Source organism: Idiomarina fontislapidosi, from assembly GCF_003226255.1.
Lineage (GTDB): Bacteria > Pseudomonadota > Gammaproteobacteria > Enterobacterales > Alteromonadaceae > Idiomarina > Idiomarina fontislapidosi.
Map to the genome: position 1 here is coordinate 64,375 of NZ_QJST01000013.1, position 14,056 is coordinate 78,430.

The window sequence follows — 14,056 nt, forward strand, 5'->3', positions numbered from 1 at the left end:
ATAAATTCGATTAAACGGTTTAGCTCGGCGCTAAAAACAAGATACTCACCCATGTGATTAACATCAGCAGAATCGAAATGAAAACCGCTGCCGAGGCAATATCCTTTGCTTTACCACTCAGCTCATGAAAGTCAGGGCCAATACGATCAACGACCGCTTCAATGGCGGAGTTAAGTAGCTCTGTAATAAGCACGATGCCGTAAGTAATAATAAGTAATAGCTTGGCTATCAGTCCGCTTGGCACAAATAATAGTGTTGGAATGATAATAATAAGTAATGCACACTCTTGCCTAAATGCAGCTTCACTTCTCAACGCCGCGACCAAACCGCGAAACGAATATCGGTTCGCATTAATGATTCTGCGCAGACCTTTTTGACTTGGCTTCACTTAACCTTTCCTTGTTTTACCCTAGTAACTGATTACCTACTAAACCAATAATAAATCCAAATACGGCACCTAACGGGGGCGTCCAATAACGTGGCATGGTCGATTGCGGCGCAATATCTTGAAAGATCAGATACAAAATACCACCTGAAGCCGTTGCCATGATAACGGCTGTCGCCTCGGTATAGTCAGAAAGAACCCAATGCCCAGTAAGTGCTGCGATAGGACCGATAAACGCTACAAGGAAAAAGCCCGTTAAACGCTTTTTCTCTGACAACTTAGAACCTTGGAGTTCCCTAAAGGCATTAAAACCTTCAGGAAGATTCTGTAAGCCGATAAATAGCGCCAGTAAAATGCCAAACTCGGGTTTGATTGCAAACATCGCCCCCAAACTCAGTGCCTCTGGGATAAAGTCGAGTAACATTGCCAGTAGTTGAGACGCTTGGCTTGCCTGCTTCGCTAGCCACTGGTCGACCCAGCAAAACAGTATCCCGCCTGCCATGAAGGCAGTCGCAACTACCCAGACGGGCAAGTTCTTGTTGGCTTCAGGCAGCAGCGCAAACATAACGGCGGAAAGAAGTATCCCACCACCTATGGCGACAACGCCGTGAACTAACTTTTGCTTATTAGCAGACTCAGCCGAGCCTTCCCACTTGGCTAACAAAGCCCCTAAAAAAGCTGTAAAGCCAGCAACCCATGTTAAAACAAGCATCTTTATAATCATATAGCGCTCCGTGCTTATCGTACTTAAGTAACAGTTAGTGATCTATCACGCGTTAAATCTGGCACCTAGAGAACTCAGTTACCGACTGTCATCAAACCAAAACACATCTTCAAGGCGCTGCCCAAAAACGCGCGCTATCAGAAATGCTGTTTCGAGTGAGGGTGAATAACGTCGTTGTTCAATTGCCGCAATGGTCTGACGCGTTAAATTGACCTTGTCGCCAAGTTCGGCCTGGGTCATTCCACCGTGTTGTTCGCGCAAAGCACGCACACAGTTATCGATGGGCAACATATTAATAACCCCGTCGATAGCCGATAATTTCTACAAGGTACTCCGCAGCTTGCGCCACCACTAAACTCAACAATGCCATCAAAAACAGGAGATCGCCGTGTTGATGCGCTAAATATGTAATTAAACTAGTCACAATAAGTACGCCTAATAAGATACCAGAATATGCATCTGCACGTTGTTGAATCCTTTTCTCGCGTTCATCTGCCGGACGATTCGCAGACTTTCGATCGAAAAGTGCCAATGCGATTTGTCCGATAATGCTCAAAACAATGAAACCCACTGTTAAACGCGTAAATACCGAAACTGCAGGCGGCCACTGACTCGTTGCATTAAAACCCTGAACAACTTCGAAAGTAAGACTTCCTCCGACCACTAAAGTAATGATTAACATCAGCCATGCTGATTTTTCACGAAATGCCATAACCCACCCATAATGTTAAAAATAATTAACACTCGAAGGCTAGATTCATCGCCCTGTGATGTCAAATATTTTTAACATCGTAGTAAAAAGACTATAATTAGCAATCAAAGTGAGCCATATATTATGCTTTTCACGTAATTGTGGTCAGTTCCGTTAGTCAGTCGGCAGAGTCATTGTGTTAAATTTAGATTTTCAGCAACGTGTTGTCATTCATACATCAGAGCAGGCATGGCCCCTTCAGTCGAGATGGCTGCATCTTGTTGGTAAAGCTTCATCAGTTTCAGCAAGACGATACCGCTACCGTCAGGATTAATACCCAGCGCACGGATTGGTTAGCGGGCCAAGGAGGACTCCAGGTGATGCCTTTGCATAGCCATGGAACCGAGCATGTCGCCTTAGTAAAGTGGCCAGAGCATGAGGTGTTTAAACCCCACCGCCATTTAGGCGGCGAGGAGATTTTTGTTTTATCGGGTGAGTTTTGTGATGAGCACGGTCGCTACCCAAAAGGAACATGGTTACGTAACCCACACATGAGTACCCACCACCCATTTGTGGAACAAGAAACCGTTATTTGGGTCAAGACTGGGCATTTGGGGTAGTCACCCTAAATGCCCTTTCTCGTTATAAATGCTTGTCTAGAAACGTCTCAATTTCTGAGAACGCTCTAATACGATTAGGTTCGCGGTCTAAAAAGTGCGAGCCGAAATCGAGCTCAACATACTTAACCTCTTTACCGGCATTGTCTAACGCCGAGTAAAGCGTCTCAGATTGGGCAATCCGAACGCGTGTATCAAGCGCTCCATGAATCAGCAAAATAGGTCGTTTTACTTTCTCAACATGGTTAATGATAGAGTTTTCACGCATGCGCGTCGCATCCGCTTCGTCTTTGTAATCGCCAATAGTTTCCGAGCGCACGGCACTTAGAAACTCAAATGCACCATCATATTCGACCATTCGATTTAAGTCGCTGATCCCAGCGATACTGACAAAACAATTAAATCGCTCTGGGGTCTTGTGCGCTGCCGTCAATGCGACATATCCACCATAACTCATACCCACAACACACATGTTATCGCCATCAATGCCAGGCTGGTTAACTGCCCAATCAACCGCAGTCATGACGTCGTCCTGCATCTTTAAGCCCCACTGCTCGTAACCTGCAACCTCAAAGCGGCTTCCATAGCCCGATGAGCCTCTGAAGTTTGGTTGCAGAACGGCATATCCTCGACTAGTAAAGAATTGAACCGCATAGTTAAAATATTTGTAATCACGTGCATCCGGACCACCATGAGGGAACACGATCAATGGCGCTTCCGTAGACGAATCAATTGGCTTCGTTAAATAGCCGTGAATAGTCAGCCCGTCATCGGTCTTAAGTGAGAAATTTTCGACTTTCGCGTTTTGCTTTTCGACAAGGTATGGATACTCGCTATACCACGGCGTCGCTTTACCTTGGGCTAAATCAATTAAATAGTAACGTCCTGGCTTATCATCCGTTACGCCGTATACCAGTAGCTTGGTTTTATCATCGCTTCGAGAAACAATGTAAGTTTCAAGTTGGCTAAAGGTATTACTAATAAGCTCACTTTGTTTATCGTCTTGCCCGTCAAAGTAGTGCTTCTGCAGGAAGTCATCAAAATAAGTCACGCCAATAATTTTGTCGTCTCGCTCAATTACAGACGCCACATCGTACTCTGGGTGGGTATACAATAACTCTTTATATTCATTGGTCTCGATATCGAATGAGTACAGCGACAGTCTGCCCGTTTTATAGTCAGACAGCACGTAGGCGAGCTGGTTTTCTGCATCAAACCCTACCGGATTAAACACAGCGTCTTTAGTAACCTCAAATGATTTCAGTTGTTTCCACTCTTGGTCCTCATCGGGGCGGTACCAAAAGGTACGCAATAGTGGATTATTTTCGTCATACGCGAGACCGAGTTTAACTTTTCCCTCAGAGTCGGTGTACCACGAAGATACCTGGTATCTATTAATAAATAGCTTTTCGAAGGCATTCTCGTAAATATTAACCTTGTACGCTACTGGGTAGTTTTCGCGATCGTTATAACCCTGCAAAATAATGTGTTTGGGGTCTTCTTCTAAGTAGCTAAGCACATTCGCGTTATCTCTAAACCGAGATAAAGAGTCATCTTTAGAGGCGCGTTGCTTAATCTCAACCAGATCACTGCCATCGTAGTTTACAGCGTATAAGCGACCTATTTTGAAGCGTCTACCCGCAATCAACTCAACATAACTCGCAGATACCAACAACCTTTCATTATTTGCCCACTCTATCCAGTCAATTCGAGCCTCTCCCTCTTTAAGCTCAACGACGGTAACCAAGTCACTTTTACCAAATTGGCTTACGGCTACATTATAGCCGTCGCCATTAGCGACCAGCACAGCAACATGTTTACCATCAGGTGAAATAGAAGGTTGCGCGACCATCGGTAAATGAGCGTAATGTTCAACGGGAGGGGTTTCGGCGATTGCGGTGCTCGGTACTAAACCCAACACAGTGCCTATAAGAACTAAAGGTAATAATATTTTCATAATGCATCGATTTTTTTATTGTTTAGGCAACAATATAAAATAAATGTTATTTTTACAATCGTTCTGTAACTTTTTTATACGAGCTATATACTAGTCGTGATTACTCGAACAACAGCGCTTTACCCAGCGCGCGTTGAGTGATTTACTAGAGCCTGTCATTTTCATCGCATCCGTTATTTAATCATGTCCAAACTCGCATCTCCGCTCGCAAACATTCATGCGCGCGTCGACTTACTGCTTAATCAAGTCGCTCAAGGCACGGAGTTTCATTTTCAATCAGGACTTTGTGGTGATTGGACATTAATGGCCAATAAACCCACTAAAGCGGCATTGCACCTAGTCACTGAGGGCCATTGCTGGTTTGGCTTGTCGCCCCAGCAGCCCAGCGTATTAGAGCTTAACGCCGGTGACATTATTTTTGTGAATCAAGGAGTGTCTCACTTTCTTAGCCATAGCCCAGTTCCGAATGATATCGCTGAACACGAGCTCGCTTCTTTTTGTGAACCCGAACACCAGCAAGAAGGTGTCGTGTGCTATGACATTGACAGCCCCTCTCAGATAACCGATACCGTGTTTCGTTTGCTACCACCATGGCTGGTGCTAAGCCACGAACGTCAGGCAAATGAAATGAAGGCGATCATCGACATGATTCGCGCCGAGGCCAAGCGCAATGAACCCGGCGGTTCGGCGATTGTACAGCGCTTGAGTGATGTGCTGGCTATTCACTTATTGCGAGCCGTGATTGACGGACACCAAGAGCTTACAGGTCCATTAGCGGCCCTTCAGGATAAATATCTGCGCGATTTAGTGTTCACCATTATCGAACACCCCGCAGCGAACTGGTCCGTAGAATCTATGGCAAAGCAGGTGTTTTTGTCGCCGAGTGCGTTTGCGGAGCGTTGTCATAAACAAACGGGATTGTCGCCAAAGAAGCTCGTTGATCAGCTTCGTATGCAACGGGCTCGTATGTTGCTCAACAATACCGCGTTGCCATTAACTGCCATAGCACAACAAGTCGGCTATCAATCGGTCGCTGCATTCAGCCGATTTTTTAAACGCTACGCAGGTATCGCTGCAAGTGATTACAGGGAAACCAGCCGATGATGCGACCTGTTGTTGTTCAAAACACCTGTTTTCACAACCAAAACGACTGACCCACCTGAACGTCCTTTCCTAAGCTCGGGTTTAGCGCCTAAGATGCATAGACACGCTTAATCACAACACAGTTGGAGAGAGAATATGGCAGAGTTTAAATTACACGATGCATCGTCAGCTCCTGAAGAGAGTAAACCACTCATTAAAAATTCAGAGAAAGCATTTGGCATGCTACCTAACTTACATGCGGTCATGGCAGAAGCGCCTGGATTACTAAAAGCCTACCAAGACAGCCATGAATTGTTCATGAACAGTAGCTTTGACAAGAATGAGCTCACGGTCGTTTGGCAAACAATTAATGTTTACCATGAGTGCCACTATTGCGTACCCGCACATACCGCTATCGCTAAACAAATGGGTGCTGACGACGCAATCACCGACAATATTCGTGCAGGTAAAGCGCTCGACGATAGCAAATTACAAGCTCTGCGCGACTTCACACTTGTGATGCTCGAGAAACGTGGACAAGCGACAGAAGATGACCTTGCCACGTTCTTTAACGCAGGTTACAGCCAACGTCATGCACTCGATGTGGTACTTGGCCTCGCTCAGAAAACCATGAGTAACTACACCAATGCCATTGCTGGCACGCCTATCGACGAGCCTTTTAAAAAGTTTGAGTAACTCGCACCTAGAGTTGCTTATCGAACACCACCCTCTCGCGCCCGTTGGGCACGAGTTTTGGAGAAGCAAAAATGACGCAATCACTCGAGCAAAAACTACCATGGGCACTACTCACCCTGCGTGTCGGTATTTTTATCGTGATGTTTATTTGGGCCGTTGATAAGCTGGTAAACCCAAGTCACGCGGTCGCCGTGTTCGAAGGCTTTTACGGCATTAGCGGATTATCAACAACCCTTGCCAACGTCATGGGTGTCTTACAAATTGTGTTAGCACTGGCGTTTTTGGCAGGACTTTGGAAAACACTCACATATGGCGTGATTCTGGTAATGCATGGCATGTCGACATTTTCTTCGTTTGCACAATACCTCGACGCCTTTAATAACTTGTTGTTCTTTGCCGCATGGCCAATGTTAGCGGCGTGTATCGCGCTATTTATGTTGCGCGAATACGATACAAAACTGTCGTTTTGATACTATTAAAGGTCGCACAAAACGCGCGACCTTTTTATTCTGTGTTATTTGTACGCCTTGTAATGCAAACTTCCTTTGTCATTTGCCGCTAAAACGCGTAGATTACGCGCCTATTTTTTATTCAGGTGTGTAAACGTGATCTCTGCTTCAAACATCACCATGCAATTTGGTGCAAAACCTCTATTCGAGAACATTTCTGTAAAATTTGGCGAAGGTAATCGCTACGGTCTGATAGGCGCCAATGGCTGCGGTAAATCAACGTTTATGCGTATCCTGAGTGGCGACCAAGAGCCGTCCGCCGGTAATGTATCAACTGACCCTAACATGCGAGTGGGTAAACTGCGTCAGGATCAGTTCGCTTATGAGCAGTTCAGTGTCGTCGATACCGTTATCATGGGGCACGAGGAGCTTTGGCAAGTAAAAGCGGAACGCGATCGTATTTATAGCTTACCTGAAATGAGCGAAGAAGACGGTATGCGTGTTGCTGACCTTGAAGTCGCATTTGCTGAAATGGATGGTTACACAGCGGAGTCACGCGCAGGCGAACTATTACTTGGTGTAGGTATTCCACTTGAAGCACACTTTGGCTTAATGAGTGAGCTCGCTCCTGGCCTTAAGTTGCGGGTATTACTCGCACAGGTGTTGTTTTCTGAGCCCGATATTATGCTGCTGGATGAACCAACCAACAACTTGGATATCAACACGATTCGTTGGCTAGAAACGGTACTTAACGAACGCCAAGCGACGATGATCATTATTTCGCACGATCGCCACTTTCTAAACAGTGTTTGCACCCACATGGCCGATATCGATTACGGTGAGTTGCGCGTGTATCCAGGCAACTACGATCAGTACATGTTTGCCGCAACGCAAGCGCGCGAGCAACTTCTTAACGAGAATGCCCGTAAAAAGGACAAGATCGCCGAGCTACAGCAGTTTGTTAGCCGATTCTCTGCCAACGCATCAAAGGCAAAACAAGCCACCTCACGGGCTAAGCAGATCGAGAAAATCCAGTTGGCCGAAGTCAAAGCATCGAGTCGAGTAAGCCCTTATATCCGCTTTGAACAAGAGAAAAAGTTATACCGATTAGCACTTGAGATCGAGGGACTCGACAAATCCTTTGGCGAGCTTCAGGTCTTAAAAGACTTAAACGCCATGGTTGAAGTTGGCGAAAAGGTAGCGATACTCGGCGCCAACGGTATTGGTAAAACCACTCTGCTGAAATGTTTGGTCGGACAGTATCCGGCTGATAGCGGTATTATTAAGTGGTCTGAGAACGTTAATATTGGTTACTACGCACAAGACCATGCTGACTGGTTTAAAGACGACATGACAGTATTTGACTGGATGAGTCAGTGGAAACAAGCGCACCATGACGAGCAGGCAATACGCGGCGTGTTAGGACGTATGCTTTTCTCACAAGACGACATTAAAAAACCTGTTTCCATTTTGTCAGGTGGAGAAAAAGGTCGCATGATCTTTGGCAAGCTCATCATGCAACGTCCAAACATCTTGGTCATGGACGAACCTACCAACCACTTAGATATGGAATCAATCGAAGCGCTCAACTTGGCACTCGAAGACTATGATGGGACCGTGCTGTTTGTCAGCCACGACCGTGAGTTTGTTTCGTCACTGGCATCTCGCATCATTGAATTAACTGACAAAGGCATGCGTGACTTCTCGGGAAGTTACGATGACTACCTGAATCAGTTACAAAGTGCTTAACAAAATTGCATAAAAAATGGTACGTCGCGCAAAATGCGCGACCTACCGAGTAATACATTCTTCACCAGCGCCCCCACACAATATATTTGCTACCATCGGTTATAACCCTAATAACTCTAACTAAAATAGGTAGTTAAACTATGAAACGACTGGTTACTAGCCTGCTTGTTTCTGCGGCATTCGGCGCATCAGCGTCCAACGGAGCCTCAGAACGGCCTTTAATCATGCAGCCCGAGATAAGTCCCGATGGCACTCAAATCGCCTTTAGTTACCAAGGTGATATTTGGACCATGTCCACGTCGGGAACAAACCCCAACCGTTTAACCATTCACGAGGGCTATGAGAGCTCTCCTAAGTGGTCGAAAGACGGTAAGACCATCGCATTTAGTAGTGATCGGTTTGGTAATGACGATGTATTTGTAATGCCAAGTCAAGGGGGTCGCCCAGACCGCCTCACCTACCACAGTGCACCCGACCGTATCCTTGGGTTTAGTCACGACAACCAAGTATTATTTAATACACGTCGTCTATACGCTGAGGTTGAACGCGAGTGGGAAGTCTATGGCGTACCGCAAAGCGGCGACGCTACAGAATCACGTTTCATGGATGCCTTAGGGTTTGATGCCGTAGTCTCACCTGATGGTAAAAAAATTGCCTTTGTAAGAGGCACATGCCGTATTTCACGGGAGGATTACCGCGGACCGGCTAACCGTAACATCTGGATTTACGATACTGAGACCGGTGAATACGAGCAATTGACCGATTTTGATGGCAACGACTTTATGCCACAGTGGTCAAGCAATAACGAGCTGTATTTTATTTCATCGCGCGCGGGTAAATATAACGTATTTAAACAAAAACTCGGCTCAAAACGCGCCGAGCAAATTACCGACGAACGCGAATTTGGTGTTGAGCACTTCAGTATTGATAAACAAGCCAACCACATCGTTTACCAAGCCGCAGATCAAGTAAAATTGATAGCGGGTGGCGACAGTCAATCGCTCGATCTCTCAATACCGACTGACTTTCGCTTTGACCCTGTCACCAATAAATCAACCACCGACTCATTAGATGAATACAGCGTCTCACCCAACGGCAAATTGGTTGTGTATGTGGTACGTGGCGACGTATTTGTAAAGCGCAACGATAAAGAAGATAAGCGCTCAGTTAGGCTGACTACCGGCGCCGCGCGCGATCGAGATGTTGCTTGGTTAGACGACAACACCGTGCTGTTTGTGTCAGATCGCGATGGTCAGAACGATATTTTTGCTGTGACATCAGCAGATTCTGACGAGCCTAACCTGTTTAAGTCACTAAAGCATTCGGTTACAGCCATCACACGTACTGAGGCACAAGAACGCGCGCCTTTAGTTTCTCCCGATGGTAAGAAAGTTGCTTACCGCGAAGGTCGTGGCAAGTTGGTGGTCGCTGATGTCGCGGATGACAAAACGTTGACCAACCCCGTGGTGCTATTAGACGGCTGGGCAACACCGAGCGGTGTGAGTTGGTCACCTGACAGCCATTGGCTCGCCTACGCTAAACCTGATTTATCATTTAATAGTGAAATCTTTATCCATGCCGCGGATAACTCGCAAGCCCCCGTCAACGTGAGCATGCACCCCAAAGGCGATTACAGCCCAGTCTGGTCTCCAGACGGCAGTAAGTTAGGCTTTAGTTCCATGCGGAACAATGGTGACTACGACATTTGGTTTGCATGGTTGAAAGAGAGCGATTGGCAGCGTTCGCAAGAAGAATGGAAACGCGACGAGTTTGTAGAAGAAACTGCAGATGCGAAGGAAGCTGAAGACGAATCGGAAGCCGCAGAAGAAGCCGTTGAACCCATGCAGATTGATTTGGATGGTATCTACAAACGACTTGTTCAAGTAACGCGTTTTGCCGGCAACGAATCGGGCTTGGCGTTCGATAAAGAAGGCGAGCATGTTTACTACACCATCGGTGGTGCGGGCCGTCAGAACTTTAAAATGGACCAAGACCTGTTCAAAATTAAGTGGAACGGTGAGGACAAAAAGCATGTTGTCAAAGGCGATAAAAACCCTCGTAGCTTATCGCTAAGTGATGATGGTAAAAGCCTCTTTGCACTCGTCGAGCGCGGCACGTTAGTGAAGGTCGATACCAAGAAAGATGAGCCTGAAACCTTATCGACGGTGTCTCAACAAAATATTGAGCACATGGCTGAACGTGCTCAGATTTTCGATGAAGCATGGCAAGCACTGAATGCCGGATTCTATGATCCTGAATTTCACGGTAACGACTGGCAAACGCTGAAAGAAAAATATCGTCCGCTCGCGTTAAAAGCATCAACTAAAGAAGACTTCCAATACATCTTTAATCTGATGTTAGGTCAGGTCAACGCAAGCCATATGGGTCTGTATCGTGGTGAAAACCAAAAAGATACCCAAGAAACCCGAACTGGTTTGCTCGGCGTTGAGGTGGTACCCACTGCAGAGGGTCTAGAAGTGACGTCTGTTTTGGATAAGAGCCCTGCCGCTCGTGATGAGAGCCGCCTGCAAGTCGGCGATATCATCACACAGGTCAACCAACAGTCAGTTAAAAGTGAAAACTTTTATCAGTTGCTGAACGGTTACGCGAACCAACGTGTATTGCTCGATATTAAACGTGCCGATCAACCGACCGAAGTGGTGCTTTGGCCAACAACGAGTTTAAGTGACGAGAAATACGACAACTGGGTCGAAACACGTCGCAAGCTAACCGAAGAGTACTCCAATGGTCGTTTAGGTTACTTACATATCCGTGGTATGAACTGGACTAGCTTTGAGCGCTTTGAACGTGAACTTATGGCAGCCGGTTATGGCAAAGACGGTATCGTCATTGACGTGCGCTACAACGGCGGTGGTTGGACAACCGACTACCTCATGGCGGTATTAAACGTCGAGCAACATGCTTACACGATCCCGCGCGGAGCCACCGACGATCTAGACAAGGACCAGAAAAAGTTCCGAGATGAATACCCCTACTCTGAACGTTTGCCATTGTCAGCGTGGACTAAGCCATCCATTGCTATGAGTAATGAAAACAGCTACTCCAACGCTGAGATCTTCTCACACGCATACAAGTCTCTCGGCATTGGCAAACTGGTTGGCCGCCCGACCTTTGGCGCGGTTATCAGTACGGGTGCTGAACGCTTAGTCGATGGCTCAATTATCAGAATGCCATTTAGAGGCTGGTGGGTGAAAGAATCTGACGCCAACATGGACTTTACCCCAGCACAACCTGATATTGAGGTCTTTAATCCACCGGCATATAAAGCTAAGAACGTGGATCCGCAATTAGAACGTGCCGTTGAAGAGTTGTTGAAGACGCTTTAAGCCGTTTTAAGGGTGGTTTAATAAAAGGCGAGTTCTGGTAAGGGCTCGCTATTTTTGTGGGTTTCACAGTTTTTTACAAAACTGTACCGCCTCCGGACACTCAATCATAATCGGCTCATGAACATCGGTCGGGGGATTACAGGCTAACAACGCGTAAAAATAAGTGATGTTCTGTTTCGGTAGATCGATGTCCGCTCGATGCCAGGAGCGGACTGATTAGGGTCTGAAGATTTTCGACATCTTAATCAATTAACTCAAAAAGTTCCGTCAAGACAATTTCTGGTTCAGAGTCAACGATTAAGTGCCCACTATTTCGTGCAATGACTTGGCTGGTTTTATCGGTTAACGTCAATTGCGCAGTTTGGTATTTATCATGCAGGTCGTTATAAATTTTAATGCCTGCCTCAGATACTCCAGCTTGTCGTATCGTTTCATGGGGTAGACCTCTGGAGATAATCCTGACTTCAAGTTGGTCTGGGAGCATCGTTTCAGCAACTTCAAATTGGCTGTCCCAATAGTTATGCCCCAGGTTATCGTGAAACCAGTCTAAAATCCCCTGCATCTTAGCCCAGTCATCATCGCTCATGGTTTCCTTCATATCCTGTAACCAGCTCTCGTGTGCAGCGTCAATTAATAAAATACCACTGACTTTTTCTGGGTTATTCGCCGTGAAGTGTCTTGCGATAAACCCTCCGAACGAATAGCCAACCAACACGACTTTGCCAGAGCTTGCCTGTAGCTCTATAAATCGTTTTAGCTCACCTGAGTAGTCTGCCACGGTCTGATTGAGACCATCAGGGACATTGTCGCTACCACCAAAACCAAGTCGTTCATAGCGACAGACGCGGGTCCGCTTGGCTACCGCCAAAAACACACTTGCAAACGCATCTTCAGCGCTGATACCGGAGGGAGCCTCCAAAAAGACATTGGGCTCGCCCTCTCCAGCACAGGTATATGACAGCGCGTAGTCATTGACCTTAAATTTTCCGGCTTCGATGTTGCTCTCATTAGCTTTACCCTCAAGCACAACAAGAGAAGCCAACAAACATGCAAGCAATACAGGTTTTTTAAGTGTCATGATTGATCCCTGTCTTTCAGTCGTAGCTCCATCAAACGAATTTCTTTGGCGATAAAGTTGCGATTACTTTGTGAGAAAATCCACAGTTTGGTGGCAACTTGTGCATTGAAACTCAATATCAGGCAAACGCCCCAAAAGACTTGGCCATCGGGCATGGCGGTGAAGAATTTGTAGCCCGTAAAAAACATCAACAACGTCAGGACAATCGCTAAGCCATAACCTAGTTTCACCAATTTGCCGGTAGAGGATTGAAACCCAAGCTTTAAATACCCTGTAATTCCTTCGTTTTCACTCATCAGTTCATCAAGTTCGCGAGAGGCAGTATGCAGTTCTTTTTTGATTCGTTCATCATTTGTCATGGTCGTTACTCCGATTGTTCAAATAGTTGCTTTAGCTTCGATCTTGCCCTTGATAGGCGAGACTTTACTGTGCCTTCCGGTAACGTCAGTGCCAGGGCTGTCTCGCTCAGCGTTAGGTCATTCAAGTAAAACAGCTCGACGACATCGCGCTCGTCTTCACTCAACTGCTTTATTAGTTTGGGTAAATCGCTTAATCCAATATCCGCCGGTTGCACTTCAGGCTCCGGTGGCGCTTGATAGGACAACTTCTGCTGTGCTCTCAGCCAGTCAGTTATCTCCCACCGCAATGCACGATAAAGCCAGCTTCGAAAAAGGCTGACATCTTTTAAATGAGCCAATCGTCGATCCACTTTTATCCAGACATTCTGAACAAGATCCTCGGCTATCATCACATCACCCACACGCAATAAGGCGAATCGCTTCATCGGGCGATGAAACTCCTGATACAACTCAGAGAGCGCAGATGTCCGCCCCTCTTGGGCTGCCAAGACTAATAGCTCAACCAGCTCCGGTTTCATGCGCACGCCCTCTTGTTCTGCCATTCAACTGACTGCCCTTAATAGCCTACTGATTAATGCTGTAATCGCTCCCCCAACCATGAGCCTGAGGCAAACTTCTTCCAATAAGAGATAATAAACATCATTGAGAATATGCATTGTTTCCAGCGTTAAAATCCCTACGGCAATGACAGCGCTCACTACAAGGGTAGCGCAAAGACAGGAAGTCGCTCGTAAAGTCGTCATGATGAAGCACAAGTTAGGAATTATGTAGAAAAGACGAGCGAAGTACGGGTTGGGTTCTCGGGAATGGAATTTTCTTCCTTTAAGAGAGTGTTCAATATTCTGTGTCAGCCAAGTTTTCATAAATCTATGTGGCCATCCAGTCGACCTTCAAAGTGGATGGTTAGCTGAGACAGTGTCA

13 protein-coding genes and 1 pseudogene are annotated in these 14,056 nt (G+C 46.3%); 6 read left to right on the forward strand and 8 right to left on the reverse strand.

From position 1 onward, the window contains the following. Positions 1-19: 19 nt before the first annotated feature. The 4 genes from DFP83_RS11730 to DFP83_RS11745 form a co-directional block, all read right to left on the reverse strand. Positions 20-388: a diacylglycerol kinase gene (locus DFP83_RS11730; RefSeq protein ID WP_071462885.1), complete on the reverse strand. Its 369-nt coding sequence runs from the start codon at positions 386-388 to the stop codon at positions 20-22. Positions 389-404: 16 nt separating this feature from the next. Beyond that, positions 405-1,109 carry a ZIP family metal transporter gene (locus DFP83_RS11735; protein WP_110575960.1) on the reverse strand — a complete coding sequence of 235 codons (705 nt, stop codon included), beginning with the start codon at positions 1,107-1,109 and terminating at the stop codon, positions 405-407. Between the two features lie 78 nt (positions 1,110-1,187). Continuing rightward, the gene (locus DFP83_RS11740; protein ID WP_071462883.1) at positions 1,188-1,400 is read right to left on the reverse strand and encodes a helix-turn-helix transcriptional regulator; all 213 of its coding nucleotides are present in this window, start codon (positions 1,398-1,400) and stop codon (positions 1,188-1,190) included. Position 1,401: 1 nt separating this feature from the next. Further along, positions 1,402-1,821 (reverse strand): hypothetical protein, encoded by a 420-nt coding sequence (locus DFP83_RS11745; RefSeq protein ID WP_110575962.1) that lies wholly within the window; start codon positions 1,819-1,821, stop codon positions 1,402-1,404. A gap of 221 nt (positions 1,822-2,042) precedes the next feature. Between DFP83_RS11745 and DFP83_RS11750 the strand changes: the two are divergent. Continuing rightward, positions 2,043-2,420, forward strand: a pseudogene (locus DFP83_RS11750) (cupin domain-containing protein); the annotation flags it as partial. A 22-nt stretch (positions 2,421-2,442) separates the two neighbouring features. On the opposite strand, the gene DFP83_RS11755 reads toward DFP83_RS11750, so the two are convergent. Continuing rightward, positions 2,443-4,374, reverse strand: coding sequence for an alpha/beta hydrolase family protein (locus DFP83_RS11755; RefSeq protein ID WP_110575964.1), 1,932 nt, complete (start codon positions 4,372-4,374; stop codon positions 2,443-2,445). 183 nt (positions 4,375-4,557) lie between these two features. On the opposite strand from DFP83_RS11755, the gene DFP83_RS11760 reads away from it, so the two are divergent. The 5 genes from DFP83_RS11760 (at position 4,558) to DFP83_RS11780 (ending at position 11,698) form a co-directional block, all read left to right on the forward strand. After that, positions 4,558-5,478, forward strand: a complete 921-nt coding sequence (locus DFP83_RS11760; protein WP_110575966.1) for an AraC family transcriptional regulator — start codon at positions 4,558-4,560, stop codon at positions 5,476-5,478. Between the two features lie 135 nt (positions 5,479-5,613). Next, complete coding sequence (locus DFP83_RS11765) at positions 5,614-6,153, forward strand: carboxymuconolactone decarboxylase family protein (protein WP_110575968.1); 540 nt, start codon at positions 5,614-5,616, stop codon at positions 6,151-6,153. Positions 6,154-6,224: 71 nt separating this feature from the next. Next, the gene (locus DFP83_RS11770; RefSeq protein WP_110575970.1) at positions 6,225-6,623 is read left to right on the forward strand and encodes a hypothetical protein; all 399 of its coding nucleotides are present in this window, start codon (positions 6,225-6,227) and stop codon (positions 6,621-6,623) included. A 135-nt stretch (positions 6,624-6,758) separates the two neighbouring features. Then, positions 6,759-8,351, forward strand: a complete 1,593-nt coding sequence (locus tag DFP83_RS11775; RefSeq protein ID WP_110575972.1) for an ABC-F family ATPase — start codon at positions 6,759-6,761, stop codon at positions 8,349-8,351. 140 nt (positions 8,352-8,491) lie between these two features. Continuing rightward, positions 8,492-11,698: a S41 family peptidase gene (locus DFP83_RS11780; protein ID WP_110575974.1), complete on the forward strand. Its 3,207-nt coding sequence runs from the start codon at positions 8,492-8,494 to the stop codon at positions 11,696-11,698. A 241-nt stretch (positions 11,699-11,939) separates the two neighbouring features. On the opposite strand, the gene DFP83_RS11785 is transcribed toward DFP83_RS11780, so the two are convergent. From DFP83_RS11785 to DFP83_RS11795, 3 genes are read right to left on the reverse strand one after another with little or no spacing between them, the layout of a single operon-like run. Next, positions 11,940-12,776 carry an alpha/beta fold hydrolase gene (locus tag DFP83_RS11785; RefSeq protein WP_110575976.1) on the reverse strand — a complete coding sequence of 279 codons (837 nt, stop codon included), beginning with the start codon at positions 12,774-12,776 and terminating at the stop codon, positions 11,940-11,942. Beyond that, positions 12,773-13,135 carry a DUF6768 family protein gene (locus DFP83_RS11790; protein WP_110575978.1) on the reverse strand — a complete coding sequence of 121 codons (363 nt, stop codon included), beginning with the start codon at positions 13,133-13,135 and terminating at the stop codon, positions 12,773-12,775. Before DFP83_RS11790 ends, DFP83_RS11785 begins: the two co-directional genes overlap by 4 nt. Before the next feature lie 5 nt (positions 13,136-13,140). Continuing rightward, positions 13,141-13,677 carry an RNA polymerase sigma factor gene (locus DFP83_RS11795; protein WP_110575980.1) on the reverse strand — a complete coding sequence of 179 codons (537 nt, stop codon included), beginning with the start codon at positions 13,675-13,677 and terminating at the stop codon, positions 13,141-13,143. Positions 13,678-14,056: the final 379 nt, after the last annotated feature.

Coding starts and splice junctions, on each gene's coding strand:
- DFP83_RS11735 (WP_110575960.1), bottom strand. CDS start 1,109: ATGATTATAAAGATGCTTGTTTTAACATGGGTTGCTGGCTTTACAGCT.
- DFP83_RS11740 (WP_071462883.1), bottom strand. CDS start 1,400: ATGTTGCCCATCGATAACTGTGTGCGTGCTTTGCGCGAACAACACGGT.
- DFP83_RS11745 (WP_110575962.1), bottom strand. CDS start 1,821: ATGGCATTTCGTGAAAAATCAGCATGGCTGATGTTAATCATTACTTTA.
- DFP83_RS11755 (WP_110575964.1), bottom strand. CDS start 4,374: ATGAAAATATTATTACCTTTAGTTCTTATAGGCACTGTGTTGGGTTTA.
- DFP83_RS11760 (WP_110575966.1), top strand. CDS start 4,558: ATGTCCAAACTCGCATCTCCGCTCGCAAACATTCATGCGCGCGTCGAC.
- DFP83_RS11765 (WP_110575968.1), top strand. CDS start 5,614: ATGGCAGAGTTTAAATTACACGATGCATCGTCAGCTCCTGAAGAGAGT.
- DFP83_RS11770 (WP_110575970.1), top strand. CDS start 6,225: ATGACGCAATCACTCGAGCAAAAACTACCATGGGCACTACTCACCCTG.
- DFP83_RS11780 (WP_110575974.1), top strand. CDS start 8,492: ATGAAACGACTGGTTACTAGCCTGCTTGTTTCTGCGGCATTCGGCGCA.
- DFP83_RS11785 (WP_110575976.1), bottom strand. CDS start 12,776: ATGACACTTAAAAAACCTGTATTGCTTGCATGTTTGTTGGCTTCTCTT.
- DFP83_RS11790 (WP_110575978.1), bottom strand. CDS start 13,135: ATGACAAATGATGAACGAATCAAAAAAGAACTGCATACTGCCTCTCGC.
- DFP83_RS11795 (WP_110575980.1), bottom strand. CDS start 13,677: ATGGCAGAACAAGAGGGCGTGCGCATGAAACCGGAGCTGGTTGAGCTA.